Origin of the sequence: Streptomyces sp. NPDC026206 (genome assembly GCF_040638465.1) — a bacterium.
In the GTDB taxonomy this organism is placed as follows: Bacteria; Actinomycetota; Actinomycetes; order Streptomycetales; family Streptomycetaceae; genus Streptomyces.
The window spans coordinates 110,343-126,773 of sequence record NZ_JBEZYL010000002.1 but is presented as its reverse complement, the minus strand read 5'-3'; the positions used below and the strand labels follow the sequence as shown (position 1 = coordinate 126,773).

The window sequence follows — 16,431 nt, the reverse complement described above, 5'->3', positions numbered from 1 at the left end:
GGGAAGCCGCCATTCTGCACAGCACTAACGAATGACAACCACGCATTAGCTTCGAACGCCAGAACCGTCCCCGTCAGGGTTCTTACTGTCACGCGCTATCGCCGCCCCGCGAAGGAGAGCGATCTTGACACATTGACCGTTACCGCTACTGTAAGAGCTCTTTCGCCATATAACTTCAGAGAAGTCGAGCCGACTCACCGCACTACCTACACTCCTTACCGCATTTCCTTGGCCACTTCAGCAATCAGACCCGCAGACGCGTCAGGTCTGAGCGCTAGCAGGGAGATTGTCGAAAGGGATCGTTCGTCGTCGACCTGCGCCGAGGCCGGATCGGTCAGGTCATGGGCCACGAAGGCCCGTTCCTCCCAGCTCCGCCCGCCACGGGGCGGCCGCGAATGGGACGCGCGGCCGGACGACGTCCGCCCCGCTACGGAAGCCGAGAAGCTGACGGCCAAGGTGCAGGCCGCGAACGCGGAGAGCGTGGGAACAGGTGGGGGAAGTGATCCCGTCCGTCATCCGGTTCGCCCGGTGGGCGATCAGTGAGGAGAAGGTGCCCGCCATTCCACGGATCACTCATGACCTCGAGTGCGTCGTGTGCTTCGACCGGTTGACGCTGCCGGGAGTTCGCGGCGGCCCTGAACTGGGCCTTCACACACAGCGGGCGCCACCCCTCGCACACCGCGTACCGCGAGACCGTCCACCGTTGCTGGCGAGCAACGCTCCTGGAGTGACCGAGCCCGTCCACCGGGCGCAGCCCCCGTCCCACCAGGGCCGGGGGCCCTTCCATACCCACACCCACGTGGTGCGCGTCACCAGCAGCACACCGGCTTTGCTCATGGTCTCCTGACGGACCAGTACGGATAACTGACAGGATGTCTGGTGTCCCCTGATCGGCACGGACAGCCCGCCCGGACCCGCACCGCCGCGCAGCGCAGCGCACGCAGAAGGAGAACGAGTCCCCCATGGCCCAGCAGCCGCCTCTGCTCCGCGATGTCATCGACATCAAGGAGTCCATCTCCACCTCGGACTTCGTCCTGCAGCTGTCCGAGGCGACGACCCCCGAGGGGGCCAATGCCGCGCTCAAGGACTACGTGGTCACGGAGCGGCTGCTGGAGAACTTCGACGAGGCTCTCGGGTACATCAAGGCGTCCCTCGACTCGCACCGGTCCAAGGCCGCCTATCTGCACGGCTCCTTCGGTTCCGGTAAGTCGCACTTCATGGCCGTACTGCACGCCCTGCTCAGCGGCAGCCCGGCCGGCCGTGAGCGCCGTGAATTCGATCCCCTTCTCACCAAGCACGAATGGCTCACCACGGACGGGAAGAAATTCCTGCTCGTGCCGTACCACATGCTCGGGGCCAAGGCCATGGAGCAGCGGGTCCTCGGCGGCTACGTCACCCACGTCAAGAAGCTGCATCCGGATGCGCCCACTCCGCAGGTGTACCGGACGGACGCCCTCTTCGCGGACATCTGGGCCATGCGAGCCCGCATGGGCGACGATGCCGTCATCAAGGGCCTGGCTCCAGCAGTCGGTGACGGCGCCGTGGACGAGGACGACGAGTGGGGTGAGTCCTTCGCCTGGACCCCGGCCCTCCTGGATGCCGCGCTCGCCGCCGAAGAGGTCCACGAGGCGGGACACGCCATCAACCTGGTCAGCCCGTCGACTCCGGCCGAGTTGCGGGCGCGGCTTGTCCAGGACGCCAGTGCGAACCTGCTGCCCGGCTTCGCGCAGAACGCCGTCGAGAACGAGCACGGGTTCATCTCGCTCGACGCCGGCCTGTCCGTCATCGCGGCACACGCCAAGTCACTCGGCTACGACGGGCTGATCCTCTTCCTCGACGAACTGATCCTGTGGCTCGCCACGCTGATCCACGACCAGAAGTTCGTGGGGCGGGAAGCCGGCAAGATCTCGAACTTCGTGGAGGGCGCCGACGCGCGCCGCGCCATCCCCATCGTGTCGTTCATCGCCCGCCAGCGCGACCTGCGCGAGCTCGTCGGCGAAGAGCTCTCCGGAGCGGCCGAGTCCGCCATCCGGGACACCCTCAACCAGGCATCCGGCCGCTTCGACAAGATCACGCTGGAGGACCGCAACCTTCCCCAGATCGCGCGGGCGCGCCTTCTGCGGCCCAGGAGCACCGAAGCGGCCGCGCTCGTCGACGCCGAGTTCGAGAAGACCCGCAAGGTCCGCCGGGACGTGTGGGACACCTTCCTCGGGTCCGACCACGGCACCGGCGGCGTAGGTGCGGACGAGGAGAGCTTCCGCCTCACGTACCCGTTCTCGCCGGCGTTCATGGACACCCTCGTCCATGTCTCCTCGGCTCTCCAGCGCAACCGGACCGGTATGAAGCTGATGGGGCAGCTGCTGGCCGATCACCGCAACGGGTTACGCCTGGGAGACCTGATCCCCGTGGGAGATCTGTATCCGCTGATCACAGCAGGTGGCGACAAGCCGTTCACGGACAGCCTGAAGGTCGTCTTCGAGGCGGCGGACAAGCTGTACAGGACCAAGCTGCGCCCGTACCTCCTCGCCACGTACAACGTGTCGGAGGAGGACGTCGAGCGGTACATGAAGCACCCCGACAGCATCACCGACCCGGATCTGCGCGGCCGCGCCAAGGCTTTCGCCGGCGACAACCGGATCATCGGCACCCTGCTGCTGTCCGCCCTCGCGCCCAGCACGCCCGCACTGTCCGACCTGACGATCCGGCGACTGTCCGCCCTCAACTACGGATCGGTCGTCGCACCGATCCCCGGGCGCGAGTACGGCATCCTGAAGAACAAGATCGCCGAGTGGGCGGGCCGCTTCCCGGAGATCAAGGAGACCGGCACCGACACCAACCCGGGTGTCCGCCTCGAGCTCTCCGGCGTCGACGTGGACTCCGTCATAGCCAACGCCAACGTCAACGACAACCCGGGAAATCGCCAGGCACTGGCCAGGCGGATCCTCGTGGAGGAGCTCGGCGTCGAGCAGGGCAGGTTCAGTGACGAGCTGAACCTCGTGTGGCGGGGCACGGAGCGCAGCGTCGAGGTGGTCTTCGGGAACATCGCGGACAAGGACGAGATGCCCGACCACGACCTGGAGCCGCAGACGGAAGGCCGCTGGCGGATCGCCATCGACCTGCCCTTCGACGAGGGCGAGTACGGAGCGGTCGACGACGTCAACCGGATGCGGGGGCTGCGCGAGAAGCAGCAAGGCGAGCGGTGGCGCACCGTCGCGTGGCTGCCCACCCACCTCTCCAGCCAGCGGTACGCGGACTTCCGCCGTCTCGTCATCATCGACAAGGCGCTGGCCGACGAGCAGCGTTTCGACACCCAGTACGCGGGCCACCTCAACGCGGACAACCGCGCCCGCGCCAAGGGTCTCCTCGAGACGCAGCGGGAGGCTCTGCTCAAGAACATCAAGGCAGCGTTCAAGCAGGCTTACGGACTGGCCGACAAGAAGGCCACGGACGTGGAGCTCGGCTTCGGCGACCACCTGGAGTCGCTGCGCGACGTCGACGGTCTCGCCTTGTCCTTCGGCCAGTCCTTGCGTGAGGGCATCCGGCACATCGCGGGCAAGCTGCTCGCCGGCCAGTACCCGGAGCATCCGGACTTCGACCCCGAGGGCACCGCGAAGACCGTCGTCACCGCGGCCGACGCGCGCAAGGTGTTCACACACATCCGGGCCGCCGCCGAGGCCCGCGACGGGCGCACCGAAGTCCCCGCGGGTGACCGCAGGCTGATGCAGCGGGTGGCTCAGCCGCTGCGGCTCGGGACGCAGAAAGAGGCGTACTTCGAGGTTTCTTCCTACTGGGCTGACCATTTCCGGCAGCTCGCACGTGAACAGGGGATCACGGGGGATCTCTCCCTGATCACCCTCACCGACTGGACCGACCGGCCTCAGCCGCGCGGCTTGCCCGACTTCATCGCGAAGCTCGTGGTGGCGTCCTTCGCCGAGATGGACGACCGTGTATGGGTGCGCGAAGGCATGCCACTCGATCCGGCCCCGGAGCTGTCGACGATCAAGGACCGGGACACGCTGCGCAGCCAGCCGCTGCCGTCCGAGGAGGATTGGGAGACGGCCCGGCAGCGCTTCGGGACGGTATTCGGGGAGACGGCGCCGACGCTCCGGCGCGGGCGGATGGTCAACCAGTTCGCCCGCCAGATCACCGAGCAGGCGCGTGCCTGCCAGGAACCGGCCGCCGAACTCGTACGACGGCTGGAGGAGCACTCCGATTTCCTGGAGCTCAACGAGACCGACGAAACGGGCCGCCTCGGCATCGCGCGGCGGGCCGTCGACCTGCTGAAGGCACTCGCCCAGGCGGCAGGCCAGGGTGCCGCGGGAGCAAAGAAGACCGTGGAAGCACTGGCCTCCTTCGAACTCGGCACGGTCAGCGCGGATCGCTACGGAACATCGGTCAAGCAGGCGAAGGCGGTGGCCGAAGCGCTGGCCTCGGCTTCCTGGACCACTCTCGAACTCGCCTCCGCCGAGGGGCCGGAAGGCCAGGCACTCCTCGAGTCGCTGCGGAACGTGGCCCGAGGCGACCAGCGGACCGGTGACCTGCGGGATGCCTTGGCACGCACCCAGCGTGAGGTGCTGGCCCTGATCAAGCGGAACCGGGCGGCCGCCACCCCGTCGCCCGCGCCCACGCGTACGTCCATTCCCGCTCCCCGAAGCGCGGGGGACGTATCGCTGACCACGGGCACCAGCCACCCGCCCGTCCCGGAGGGCGAGCCGTCCGCGCCCGTCGGCGGCACGGTGAAGGTGCGTCGCCGGTCGGGTGGCGGACGCACCACGGCGGCCCAGGCGGTGGCGGAACTGCAGGCGGATCTGGCGGATCTGGCCTCGCGGGAGCCCGGCGTCACCATAGAGATCACCTGGCGGGTGATCGACTCATGAGTGCAATGGCCACCTCGGTCGCCGTGCGGCTGAACCTCGCGACTATCACCCAGTACCTGTCGTCCCAGTCCTCGCTTGCCGCCTCGCTCACCGGCGGCGGCAAGCGGCGGGCGGTGCTGCTGCGCTCGGCGCCGCAGTGGGAGGGTCCCGTCGAACCTGTGTGGGCCGACGGGCAGACCGCTCGGATCGCGGCCGCGCCCTCCCCGCTCGCCGTCCATGAGTTGCTTCTCGGCCACCTCGTCGACGGGGCGGAGGGACCGAACGTCCTTGTGGTGCTGACCGACCGTGAGCAGAACGAACTCGACCCGGCGATCCTGTGCCGCGCCCACAAGCGGCGCATCGAGGCCGTGGACAGCTGGGATGTGGTCCGCCAGGCGTTCCGCGCGCAGCAGGTCGACCCCAGGCTCAAGGAGGACAATTGGGCCGCCGAATCGCTCCTGGACGCCAATCAGGGCAACTGGCCACCCATCGCGGGCCGCATGCTGTCCCGGCACACAGCCCTGTCCGCCCTGGCGCTGCGGCGGCTACGGCTCGGCCCGTACGACGGCGATGCCGGGCCGCCCCGCTCGGGGCTCGGGCCGGCGGACGGCAGCCTCGATGCGCAGACCTTGCTCGGCTGGTCCCTGACCGTCGGCGGCCCCGAGCGCTTCCTCCGGCTGCGCGGCCCCGAGCGTGAGGGCCTGGCCGCGTTCCTGAGCGAGGAGGAGCAGGCGGGCCTCGCAGGCCAGGCGCTCCTGGCTCTAGCCGAGGCCGAGCACGGTGCTGACGCGGTCGCGTTCGGCCTGGTGTGCGCGGCGCTGTGGCGGCACGCCGCGCCGGACGCCGCCGTCTACCGGGCGCGGGGGCGTGCCGAACGGTGGTTCGGTGAGCAGCCCCCCGCGGCCGGTGAGCAGCTCGACTCGCTGGTGTCCGCCCTCGGGCGGGCTTCGGAAGACTACGTCTGCACCTTGCTCACCAGCGCTTCACGTGGAACGGGCAGTGTCAGGGAGCAGGCCCGGGAGGCACGGCGGATCAGCGCGATCGTGCTGGACCGGGCCTCCGCGCTCGTCCGCCAGTTCGGCGCGGAGGAAGCAGCGGAGTTCAGCCCGGTGTTGCCCGCGGGCCTGGAGGCCGGGTTCACGGCCGTGGGGCGGGCGCTCGCGGCCGAGCGACTCGAAGCTCTCGCGAAAACGGTCCGGTCCCTGGACGCGCACAAGCGTGCCGACCTGCCCGAGGCGCGGGCGCGCATCGAACGGGCCCGTATGGCGGGGCGCCTCGCACAGTGGCTGGCGAGCGACCCGGCCGTCGAGGCGGACACGGTGGCCGCCGCGATCGAGCGGCAGATCGCCGAGACGGGATGGGTGGACCGGGCGCTTGAGCACATCGAAGCCGGTGGGGATCCGGACCCCGTTCTGAAGTCCACGTACGACACGCTCGGCGCCCGGGTCCGTGAGCGCCGGCACGAGATCGACCGGAACTTCGCCCTCGCCCTGGCGGACTGGACGACCGCGGGCACTTCGCCCGAATCGATGCTGACCGTCGAGACGTTCCTCGACCGGGTCGTGAAGCCGACCGTTCGCGGCAGCGCGGGTCGACGGGTGCTGTTGCTCGTGCTGGACGGGATGAGCGCTGCCATCGCCAGCGAGCTGGCAGAGGAACTCCGCGCTTCCTGGGCGGAGTTCGATCCGGTGAACGAGCGTGATCCCGGGCGCCGCGCGATGGCGGCGGCCCTGCCGACGGTGACCGCGGTCTCCCGTACGTCCCTGTTCGCGGGGAAGCTGATGAAGGGCTCGCAAGCGGACGAGAAGCGGTTGTTCCCCCTCCACAAGTTCTGGGGCGGGGCTCCCGCGGCCGTGTTCCACAAGGACGACCTGCGGGGCGAGGGGGCCGGCGACACCTTCGGTCCGGCCCTCACCGAGGCCCTCACCGACGGGCGCACGCATGTCGCGGTCGTGCTGAACGCCATCGACGACAGGCTCGCCAAAGAGCAGAAGCTCGGCGACGGGGCCTGGCAGGCCGATCACATTCCCGGGCTGCTCGAACTGCTCCGTGTGGCGGCCGCCCAAGGCATGGCCATACTCTTGACCAGCGATCACGGCCACGTGGTGGACCGGCACGGTGTCAGGGCCGAGGCGCCGTCCGCCACCGAGTCCGCCCGGCACCGAGTGCCGAACGGGACGATCGGGGCGACCGAGGTCGTACTCTCGGGCCCACGGGTGATCTGGCCGGAGCCGGGCGCCTCGGTGGTCGCCCTGTGGGACGGAGACTCCCGCTACACCGCCCGCAAGGCGGGTTACCACGGTGGTGCGTCGCTCGCCGAATTCGCCATCCCCGTCCTTGCCTTTCTCCCCTTCGGCGCGACTCCGCCGAGGGGTTGGCGGGAGCTGGGTGATCAGCGGCCGACGTGGTGGGATCTGGACGAGCAGCAGTCTGGTTCCGCCGCGCCGCGGACCGAGCCGCTCCCCCCGCCGAGAAAGCCGGGCCGGCAGAAACCGACGAAGGCGCAGGCCGAGCTGGCCAAGGCGCACGACCCACTGTTCCAGGTCGCGCTGGTGCCGGCGGGCGAGAGCGCGGAGACGCTGATCACCACGGCGCTGGTGCCGCCGGATGAAACCCTGGTGACCGCGCTCCTCGCTTCCGAGGCGTTCCGGGACCAGGTCGGCCTGCTGGCCCGTCAACCACCGCAGGAGAAAGTGGCGAAGGCGTTGCTGGCTCTCCTCGGCACGGGAGGCACCCTGCCCGTCACGGCACTGGCGCAACGGGCGGACTACCCCGCCACCCGGGCCGATGGCTTCGCGGCGATTCTGCGGCAGCTTCTCAACTACGACGGGGTGCAGGTCCTGGAGACACTGCCGGACGGGCGGACCCTTCGCCTGCACAGCGATCTGCTGCGGCTGCAATTCGGCCTGTGACGCCGTAGGAGCTCAGCCGACGTAATCGCGCAGCAAGGCGGCGAAGGCGGTCAGCTCCCGCATGGATTCGGGCGGGAGCGGTTCCGCATCGAAGTGGGCGATCCGGTTACGGATCGCCTGCACCCGTTGCAAGTGACGGACGAACTGCACCCGATCCAGCGATTCACACCCCAAGGCTGTCCAGTTGAGATCGGCCAGCTGCGCCATTGCCGTCTTCTTCTGCTCGCCGTCGAGCAGGCGCACATAGTCGCCGAACACCAGGTCCTCGACCTTGCCCGTACGTTGCTCGGCCTTCTTGGTCGTCTGGACGGCCTTGACGGCATCGGTGCTGAGCGTGGCGCCCAGCCACCGGCGCAGCAGCGATTCGATATCCCCGAGCAGGAAGAACGGGCGTGCCGCGCTCTCGAAGCGGTCGACGACGTGTGCCTGGGTGACGATGCCGCACAGCGCTCCGTCCTCGCCTCGAACCAGCAGGTAGCCCTGTTCCCTCAGCGTCGGCAGGCAACCGAAGAACTCGTCCCGGACGTCTGCCGTCGGCAAGGAATCCTGCTGCATGGCGTTCTCGAGCGTGGGTTCCTTCCTCCGCTCGTACATGAGTGCCAGAGAGCGCCAGGTGACGACGCCGTGCAGCGCCGTCATGCCTGTGGTGACGGGGACCTGATCACATCCTTGACGACGCATGAGGAACGTCGCTTGGGTCAGTGCGGCGTTGGCGTGAACGCAGTGCACCCCGTCGCGCGCGGAGGGCAGGTCACCGATCAGCAGGCGTCGCGGAAGCGCGCCGGACGGCAGCGGTTCGTCCTCGGCCGCGTCGTCGCTCTGCGGGGTGGGGGACACAGCCGTCGCGAGGGCGACGATCTGCACGCGGTCCCCCACCCCGCAGGTGGCGAAGTCGGGCAGGGTCGCAAGGCCCGCATCTGTCAGTACCTTGGCGATGTCATAGACATTCCACGGCCGACGCACCCGCTCGCCGAAGAGATCGAGTAATTCCCCGAGGGGCACCTCGGAGCCCTTGAGCTCGATGAGCTCGCGTTCACTGGGCCGACGGTTCACCGGACCACCTCGTCGTCCGGCATGTCGCGCAGGATGGTCCGCTTGCCCATGGCCGCGTGCGCCATCGCCAGAAGCTGCTTGGCGCGCGCGGAGTAGAACTCCTCGTAGTCGTTCTTCCGCAGCAGATACGGATCGATGAGGTGCGTGGCGATCACGTCGTCGAACCATTCACGGCGCATGTCGGCGGCCACGGCCAGGGAATCGAGCCAGGATGCCGGCGGACCGGTCAGGGCCTGGGCGGCGCGCAAGGAGAGCGGCGTCTTGTTGACGATGGAGTTGGCGGGAAAACTGCCGTCGGGCCGGTGCCGCCGTACCCAGGTGCGCGGGAAGACATGCCGGATGTCCACCCCGTACTCGTCCAGGACGCTCGGCTTCAGCGGGGCGTCCGTATAGTGCCAGTCCACGGCCCCCTGCTTGACGAGCAGGGCGTAGATTCCCTTGTAGGCGGCGCTGTTCCGGGTGGTGAGGGTGTCCAGACGCTCCGAGAAGAAGTACGCGTCGTTGACGGTCTCGGGAGCAACGCCCTCACGCCGGATCCACGCGATGAGCTGCTCGACATCGCGGGTGAAGCGCGTCTCGGTGGAGCCTCCGTACATCTCGCCGAGCACGCCGCACCAGTACCACTGGGTGATCATGTCCTCGGCGCCGAGCTTGTCGGTATCCTCGCCGAGGATGGCGCGGACCGCGGCGAGCGGCACCAGCTGGGTGCGATAGGGCAGATCGGTGACGCGTACGACGCACTGCTTTTCGAGGAAGGCACCGACCCAGGCGAACGCGTCCGCCAGCCGGGGCGCCAGCTGTTCGAAGTCCGTGAGAGGCAGTTCGAGAAGATCCCTGCGCTTGCAGGAGACGCCGGTGCCCAGCCCGTCCTGCTTACGGAGCCAGGTCCGTACGAGCGCGACGGCCTGCAGGAAGTCGCTGCTGCTCAGGCCGTCGTCCAGGCCGATGTCCAGACGGCCGAACACCGGGTAGCGGCCGGCCAGTTCCCCCTTGATCGCCTGCCACGCCTTGGGCAGCTGGTAGTACGTGCCCTCCCGCCACCGGTAGGCGCGATCACCGGCGTAGGTGGCGGTCAGGAGCTCGAAGACGTTGAGGGGAACGCCACCCGTGTTCACCCGCTCGAAGACGGCACAGACGGCGTCCATGGAGGTGGAGGCAGCCAGCTTGATCATGGGCACCTGGAAGGAGCGCACGTGCTCGAGGACCTGCTCCTCGAAACGGCTCCACAGGTCGAAGCGCCGGTCGTCGCCCCTCTCGTACACCCGCCGCCAGGCGTTCACCTTCTGGGTGTCGAACACGATGCGCAGCGGGAACAGTCCGGCGGTGCACTCGCCCTCGGGGCTGGTCAGATCGTGGATGACATCGCGGGCGAAATTCGCCCGCAGGATCTTGTCCTCGGGCACGGAGACGATCGCCTCGTCACGGTCCGCGGGAGAACCGAGGGCTTTGTCGATGTCGATGTAGTACCAGCGTTTGACGTTGTCCCGCGCGTCCTTGGTTTCCACGGGCCGGTCTTGGAACAGCGCCTGGAACAGTGAGGTGAGACGCTGCTGGCCGTCGAGGAGCAGCAAGCTGGGCTCCGACTCCTCCGCCGCTTGCGCTCCTGTGAGAGTCCGGGCCCGGAACGGCGACTCACCGCCCGTCTCCAGTGTCATCACCACGCCGAGGGGATAGTCGAGCGTCACCGTCGCGATGATGGCGCGAATTCGATCGTCGTCCCATTTCCAGTCGCGCTGAAAATCCGGTAATTGCAGTGTCCCTGACGCCACATCCGCCAGAATTGCCTTGAGCCTTACATTGTCGAGTCCTGCCACAGCGCCTTACCCCACCCTCGCGGTTCGCGCTCGCGTGCGCGAGCAGCGATTAGACCAAGAGGGCGACGAGGCAGTCAACGCGGTTCCGCGGGACGAGGCTTGGGCCGGGACGCCCACGCACCTCCGGCCCAATGGGACACTGGAGGACATGAGTACCGCTCGGCCCACGCGACCCGCCGCCGTGAGCGCGGCGCGCCGCCGCACGGTGATCGACGCCCTGCGGCGCGGTGCCGTGCCCGAGGCCGGGCTCGACCTGCTGGCCACCGGACTGGACCGGTTCGAGGGAGCGCTCGACGACGAGTTGCACGCGGTCGCTTCCGGAGCATCGGTGTTCAAAGCCGTACGCGGTGAATACGGTTCCGGCAAGACGTTCTTCACCCGGTGGCTCGGAGAGCGGGCCAAGCGGCTCGGCTTCGCCGTGGCCGAGGTCCAGATCTCCGAGACCGAGACGCCCCTGCACAAGCTCGAGACCGTCTACCGGCGGCTGACCGAGCGGCTGAGCACCCCCAGCTTCCCGCCCAGCGCACTCAGGCCGGTCGTGGACGCCTGGTTCTACGCGTTGGAGGAAGACGCCCTCACTGCCGGAGCGAGCGAGGAGGAACTGGCCGCCGGGGTGGAGAAGCTGCTGATCGCGCGACTCGCCGAAGTGTCCCGGCACGCCCCGTCCTTCGCAACCGCTCTGCGCGGTTACCGGTCGGCTCTCACCGAAGGCGACGAGGCGACCGCGGCCGCTGTCCTGGCCTGGCTGGGCGGTCAGCCGCATGTGGCCGCGGCGGCACGGCGATCGGCCGGGGTGCGTGGCGATCTCGACCACTTCGGCGCCCTCGGCTTTCTGCAGGGCCTTCTGACCGTGCTGCGCGACTCGGGACACCGGGGGTTGTTCATGGTCCTCGACGAGGTCGAGACGCTGCAGCGCGTTCGGTCGGATGCCCGGGACAAAGCGCTGAACGCGCTGCGGCAGCTCATGGACGAGGTGCACTCGGGACGGTTCCCCGGCCTGTACCTGGTGATCACCGGTACCCCGGCGTTCTACGACGGCCAGCAGGGTGTGCAGCGGCTCGCGCCACTCGCGCAGCGCCTCGCCACCGACTTCACCACCGTTCCCCGCTTCGACAATCCCCGCGCGGTGCAGCTGCGGCTGCCCGGGTTCGACCAGGAGTCGCTGGTGGATCTCGGCGTGACCATCCGGGATCTGTACGCGGCGGGCGCCGACGCCGCCGACCGCGTCAGGGCACGCGCGGATGACGCGTACATCGCCGAGCTCGCCCATGCCGTGGGCGGGACCCTGGGCGGGAAAGCCGGCGTCGCACCCCGGCTGTTCTTGAAGAAGCTCGTCGGTGATGTCCTCGACCGCATCGACCAGTTCGATGACTTCGACCCCAGGAAGCACTACCGTCTGACGGTGGCCGACAGCGAACTCACCGACGTCGAACGCAACACGATGGCTGCTGGATCGGCCGACGACGTCGAGTTGGACGTGTGATGACCGGCGCCGGCGAACCGGACCCCGTCGACCGGCTCGACCCCGTCGTACTCCACCACGTGGTCAACACGCTCGGCTGGCGCGACCTGCGACCGCTGCAACGCGACGCGATCACCCCATTGATGGACGGCGAGGACGCCGTGTTGCTCGCGCCGACGGCGGGCGGCAAGACCGAGGCGGCCTGCCTGCCGATCCTGTCGGCCATGTCCGGGCAAGGCTGGTGCGGCACGTCCGTGCTCTACCTGTGTCCGCTCAAGGCACTGCTCAACAATCTCGCGACACGCGTCGACTCGTACGCCCAGTGGCTCGGGCGACGGGCCTGCTTGTGGCACGGCGACACGAAGGAGTCACAGCGGCAGCGCATGCGCACCGACCCTCCGGACATCCTGCTCACCACACCGGAGTCGCTGGAGGCCATGCTCATCGGCGTGAAGACCGACCATGCCCGCCTCCTGGGGAACGTGCGGGCAGTCATCATCGACGAAGTGCACGCCTTCGCGGGCGACGACCGCGGCTGGCATCTACTCGCCGTGCTGGAGCGTCTGCAGCGGGTGACCGGGCGTACGCTGCAGCGGATCGGGCTGTCGGCGACCGTCGGGAACCCTCAGCAGCTCCTCTCCTGGCTGCAAGGGTCCGGCGCCGGCAGACGGCCGGGCCGGGTCATCGCGCAGACTCCGGACAGCGCACGCCCGGCGGGCGCGGTGGAACTGGACTACGTCGGCTCCCTGGACAACGCCGCCAAGCTCATCTCCGCCCTGCACAAAGGGGAAAAGCGGCTGGTGTTCTGCGACTCGCGGCGGCAAGTGGAGCATCTTGGCGCGGCGCTCAGGGCACGCGATGTGACCGTGTTCCTTTCGCACGCCTCCCTGGCCGCGGAGGAGAGGGCCAGGTCCGAGCAGGCATTCGCGGAGGCGCGCGACTGTGTCATCGTCTCGACGTCCACGCTGGAGCTCGGCATCGACGTGGGCGACTTGGACCGCGTCATCCAGATCGACGCACCCGGCACGGTGGCCTCCTTCCTGCAACGCCTCGGGCGTACAGGGCGGCGTCCGGGGTCCACACGAAACTGCCTGTTCCTCGCGACAGGCAAAGACACTCTGCTGCAGGCGGCCGCGCTGCTCCTGCTCTGGGGACGGGGCTGGGTCGAGCCGGTGACCGCGCCGCTCGAGCCCCGCCACCTGGTGGCGCAGCAACTGCTGGCCGCCATGCTCCAAGAACGCAAGATCGGCGACCAGCTGTGGCCGGAGCAGTGGAACGGTCTCGCCCCCTTCGACCGCTCAGCGGTCCCGATCCTGCGGCATCTGGTGGGTGAGGGCTTCCTCGACGAGGACGGCGGGATGCTGTTCATCGGCCCGGAGTCCGAACGGCGTTTCGGACACCGGCACTTCATCGAGCTGACCGCCTCCTTCACCGCTCCGCCGCAGTTCACCGTACTGTCAGGGCGCACGGAGATCGGACGGACGGATCCGTCCGTCCTGACCGAAGAGCGGCCGGGCCCTCGCCGGTTGCTGCTCGCCGGGCGCAGCTGGCAGGTGACCTTCATCGACTGGGGCCGCAAGCGCGTCTTCGTCGAACCCGTCGGCAGCGGGGGCATCGCCAAGTGGAACAGTGGTTCGCTCGCCGGTTTGTCGTACGCGCTCACCCGTGCCATGCGCGAGGTCCTTCTGGGCGAGGACCCTCCTGTCTCGCTGACCCGCCGGGCCGTGGCATGCCTTGCCGAGTGGCGGCAGGAAGACGCTCCTCATGTCGTGCACCCCGGCGGAACACTGGTGACCCGGACCGGAAGTGATGTGCGCTGGTGGACCTGGGCCGGCTACCGCGCCAATGCCACGCTGGCGGCGACGCTGCCGTCGGTCGCCGATCCCGTCCAACGCCCTACGGACTGCTGCGTGCGACTACGGGAGGACCTGACGCCCGCAGCCTGGCGCACGGCCTGTGAAGGTGCCGAGGGGGGCGCGGCTCTGGTGCTCCCCGATGTGGACTACCGCGCGGTGCGAGGGCTGAAGTTCTCCGCCGCGCTGCCCCAGCGGCTCGCGGTGACGACGGTCGCCACCCGGCTCGCGGACTTCGACGGGGCGCGCGCAGCACTGGCGGAGCCAGTGCGCTTCCACCTCGGCTCCTCCGCCTGACGGCAAGCCGTGCGTCGGGCACGATGTCCGCGACGGGACACGTGGCACAGTCCTCCTGACCGACGTCGGGAACCACGCTCTGGATGCGTGATCCACCTCCTGCTCTAGGATGGCCAGGACCATCTCAGCGGCCCGACGGGCTTCCGCTCCGCCTCTGCGGAACCGAAGGACATGCCCCCACCCGCAGAGTTACTTCGTGCTGCCTGGGGGCATTTTCTTGCTGTTCCGTGAGTCCGCGGCGTCGTTGGCCAAACGCACGCACGTTGAAGGACGGCTGACAGAGCTCCTGACCGAGAACTTCCTCCACAAGCACCGCCGTCGGCCTCAGCCGTCGGAGGTGCGCTCTTGGGACCGCAGTATCCCCGCGCTCACCAACGCGCTGGTGGAAGCCGGGCTCGGCGAGGTCGAGATGCTGCTGGAGTACGGGCTACCGCTGACCAGCAAGCGCGCGGACGTGATACTCGCCGGCGTACACCCGGCCGACGGTGAGCCGTCGTACGTGGTGGTGGAACTCAAGCAGTGGAGCGAGGCTTACCCGGAGGACGACGATCCGCTGCGGTGCCGCATCCCTGCCTACCCGACGCCCGTCCTCAATCCGATCGAGCAAGTGCGGGTCTACTGCGATTACCTGGTCTCGTTCAATGGGGCGTTGGAGCGGACTCCGGAGTCGGTCGCCGGGGTGGCGTACCTGCACAACGCGACCGAGTTCGGGGTAGCGGGATTGCGCGCTGTCACCGAGAACCATCGGGGCCGCATGTTCACCGGTGAGCAGCGCGGTGCCTTCCTGAACTATCTCCGCTCGAGGCTCGCGCCGAAGCCGGGCGCCGACGCGGCTGATGCGCTGCTCCAGGGCAAGGTGCGGCCGTCCAAGCAGCTGATGGCCGTCGCTGCCGAAGAAGTCCGCAACCGGGAACAGTTCGTGCTGCTGGACGAGCAGCGACTCGCCTACGAGACGGTGATGTCCGCGGTCCGGAAGGCACGGCGGTCCCACCACAAGCAGGTGGTCGTGGTGGCCGGTGGCCCGGGCTCCGGCAAGAGCGTGATCGCCCTGTCCCTGCTGGGCGACCTGTACCGGCGCGGAGTGCCAGCGCTGCACGCCACCGGTTCGCAGTCCTTCACCAAGACGATGCGCAAGGTCGCCGGCGCCCGGAAGCCCGAGGTCCAGAGGCTCTTCCGCTACTTCAACAGCTTCATGGAAGCCGAGCCCAACGATCTCGACGTGCTCGTCTGCGACGAGGCGCACCGGCTCCGCAAGACCTCCGCCAACCGCTACACCAAGGCCACGCTGCGCACCGGCCGCCCGCAAGTGGCGGAGCTGATGGACGCCGCCCGGGTTCCGGTGTTCCTTCTGGTCAGCACCAGGTGGTGCGTCCGGGTGAGATGGGGACGGTGGAGCAGATCCGGGAGGCCGCGGCCGAGCAGGGGCTGGAGTGCACGGTCGTGGAGCTGGACAGCCAGTTCCGGTGTGGTGGCAGTGACGCGTATCTGCGGTGGGTCGTCGGCCTGTTGAGACTCGAGGGCGACAAACCTGCCGTGTGGGAGCCGGACGGCAAGGTGCAGCTGCTGACGGCTGACAGCCCCCAGGAGTTGGAGGACTTCCTGGCCGCGCTTCGGGCCCAGGACTACGGCGCTCGGATGTCGGCGGGCTACTGCTGGAAGTGGACGACGAAGATCACTCCGAGCATGTCGGGGCTGCCTGCGGACGTGGTCATCGGCGACTGGGCGAGGCCGTGGAACCTGTACGGGGACCGCTCCCTGTTCGGTGCGCCCCCGGCACCGCTTTGGTCCACCGATCCCGCCGGTTTCGGGCAGGTCGGGTGCGTGTACACCGCGCAGGGCTTCGAGTACGACTGGTCAGGCGTGATCATGGGCCCGGACCTCACCTGGCGGACCGACCGCTGGGTGGTGGACCGCACCGAATCCAAGGATCCCTCCTTCACCAAGACCACCCCGGACGAGGACGTCGACCGACTCGTCCGCAACACCTACAAGGTGCTACTGACCCGGGGCATGATCGGAACGATCATCTACTCGACGGACCCTGAAACCCGTGAGAAGCTCCGCTCGCTGATCCCCCCGGCCGCGGAGCTGCCGACCCTCACGTAGGACGGATCGACGGGACTTCACTCATGTCGCCAATGGGTCCTGCCCTCGGCGGAGGCGGCCGCGTCACACTGCGCCGCC

7 protein-coding genes and 2 pseudogenes are annotated in these 16,431 nt (G+C 68.7%); 6 read left to right on the top strand and 3 right to left on the bottom strand.

Going from position 1 to position 16,431, the window contains the following annotated elements:
- Positions 1 to 45: 45 nt before the first annotated feature.
- The gene (locus tag AB0F13_RS04085) at positions 46 to 198 is read right to left on the bottom strand and encodes a DUF397 domain-containing protein (protein ID WP_362074795.1); all 153 of its coding nucleotides are present in this window, start codon (positions 196 to 198) and stop codon (positions 46 to 48) included.
- Between the two features lie 143 nt (positions 199 to 341).
- On the opposite strand from AB0F13_RS04085, the pseudogene AB0F13_RS04080 reads away from it, so the two are divergent.
- From AB0F13_RS04080 to pglZ, 3 genes and pseudogenes are all read left to right on the top strand, one after another.
- A pseudogene (locus AB0F13_RS04080) lies at positions 342 to 543 on the top strand (hypothetical protein).
- A gap of 419 nt (positions 544 to 962) precedes the next feature.
- Positions 963 to 4,877 carry a DUF6079 family protein gene (locus AB0F13_RS04075; protein WP_362074792.1) on the top strand — a complete coding sequence of 1,305 codons (3,915 nt, stop codon included), beginning with the start codon at positions 963 to 965 and terminating at the stop codon, positions 4,875 to 4,877.
- Positions 4,874 to 7,768, top strand: a complete 2,895-nt coding sequence (gene pglZ / locus AB0F13_RS04070) for a BREX-2 system phosphatase PglZ (RefSeq protein WP_362074789.1) — start codon at positions 4,874 to 4,876, stop codon at positions 7,766 to 7,768. Before AB0F13_RS04075 ends, pglZ begins: the two co-directional genes overlap by 4 nt.
- Positions 7,769 to 7,780: 12 nt before the next feature.
- Here the strand turns inward: pglZ and AB0F13_RS04065 are convergent, their stop codons facing one another.
- Both AB0F13_RS04065 and AB0F13_RS04060 read right to left on the bottom strand, forming a co-directional pair.
- A complete protein-coding gene (locus tag AB0F13_RS04065; protein ID WP_362074786.1) occupies positions 7,781 to 8,821 on the bottom strand; it encodes a CBS domain-containing protein in 1,041 nt (346 codons plus the stop codon).
- Positions 8,818 to 10,635 carry a DUF262 domain-containing protein gene (locus AB0F13_RS04060; protein WP_362074783.1) on the bottom strand — a complete coding sequence of 606 codons (1,818 nt, stop codon included), beginning with the start codon at positions 10,633 to 10,635 and terminating at the stop codon, positions 8,818 to 8,820. Before AB0F13_RS04060 ends, AB0F13_RS04065 begins: the two co-directional genes overlap by 4 nt.
- A 148-nt stretch (positions 10,636 to 10,783) precedes the next feature.
- Here AB0F13_RS04060 and brxD point away from each other — a divergent pair, with 148 nt between their 5' ends.
- The 3 genes and pseudogenes from brxD (at position 10,784) to AB0F13_RS04045 (ending at position 16,353) form a co-directional block, all read left to right on the top strand.
- Positions 10,784 to 12,118 (top strand): BREX system ATP-binding protein BrxD, encoded by a 1,335-nt coding sequence (gene brxD / locus AB0F13_RS04055; RefSeq protein ID WP_362074781.1) that lies wholly within the window; start codon positions 10,784 to 10,786, stop codon positions 12,116 to 12,118.
- Positions 12,118 to 14,247 (top strand): DEAD/DEAH box helicase, encoded by a 2,130-nt coding sequence (locus AB0F13_RS04050; RefSeq protein WP_362074778.1) that lies wholly within the window; start codon positions 12,118 to 12,120, stop codon positions 14,245 to 14,247. The genes brxD and AB0F13_RS04050 overlap by 1 nt, the downstream gene beginning before the upstream one ends.
- A gap of 217 nt (positions 14,248 to 14,464) precedes the next feature.
- Positions 14,465 to 16,353, top strand: a pseudogene (locus tag AB0F13_RS04045) (DUF2075 domain-containing protein).
- Positions 16,354 to 16,431: the final 78 nt, after the last annotated feature.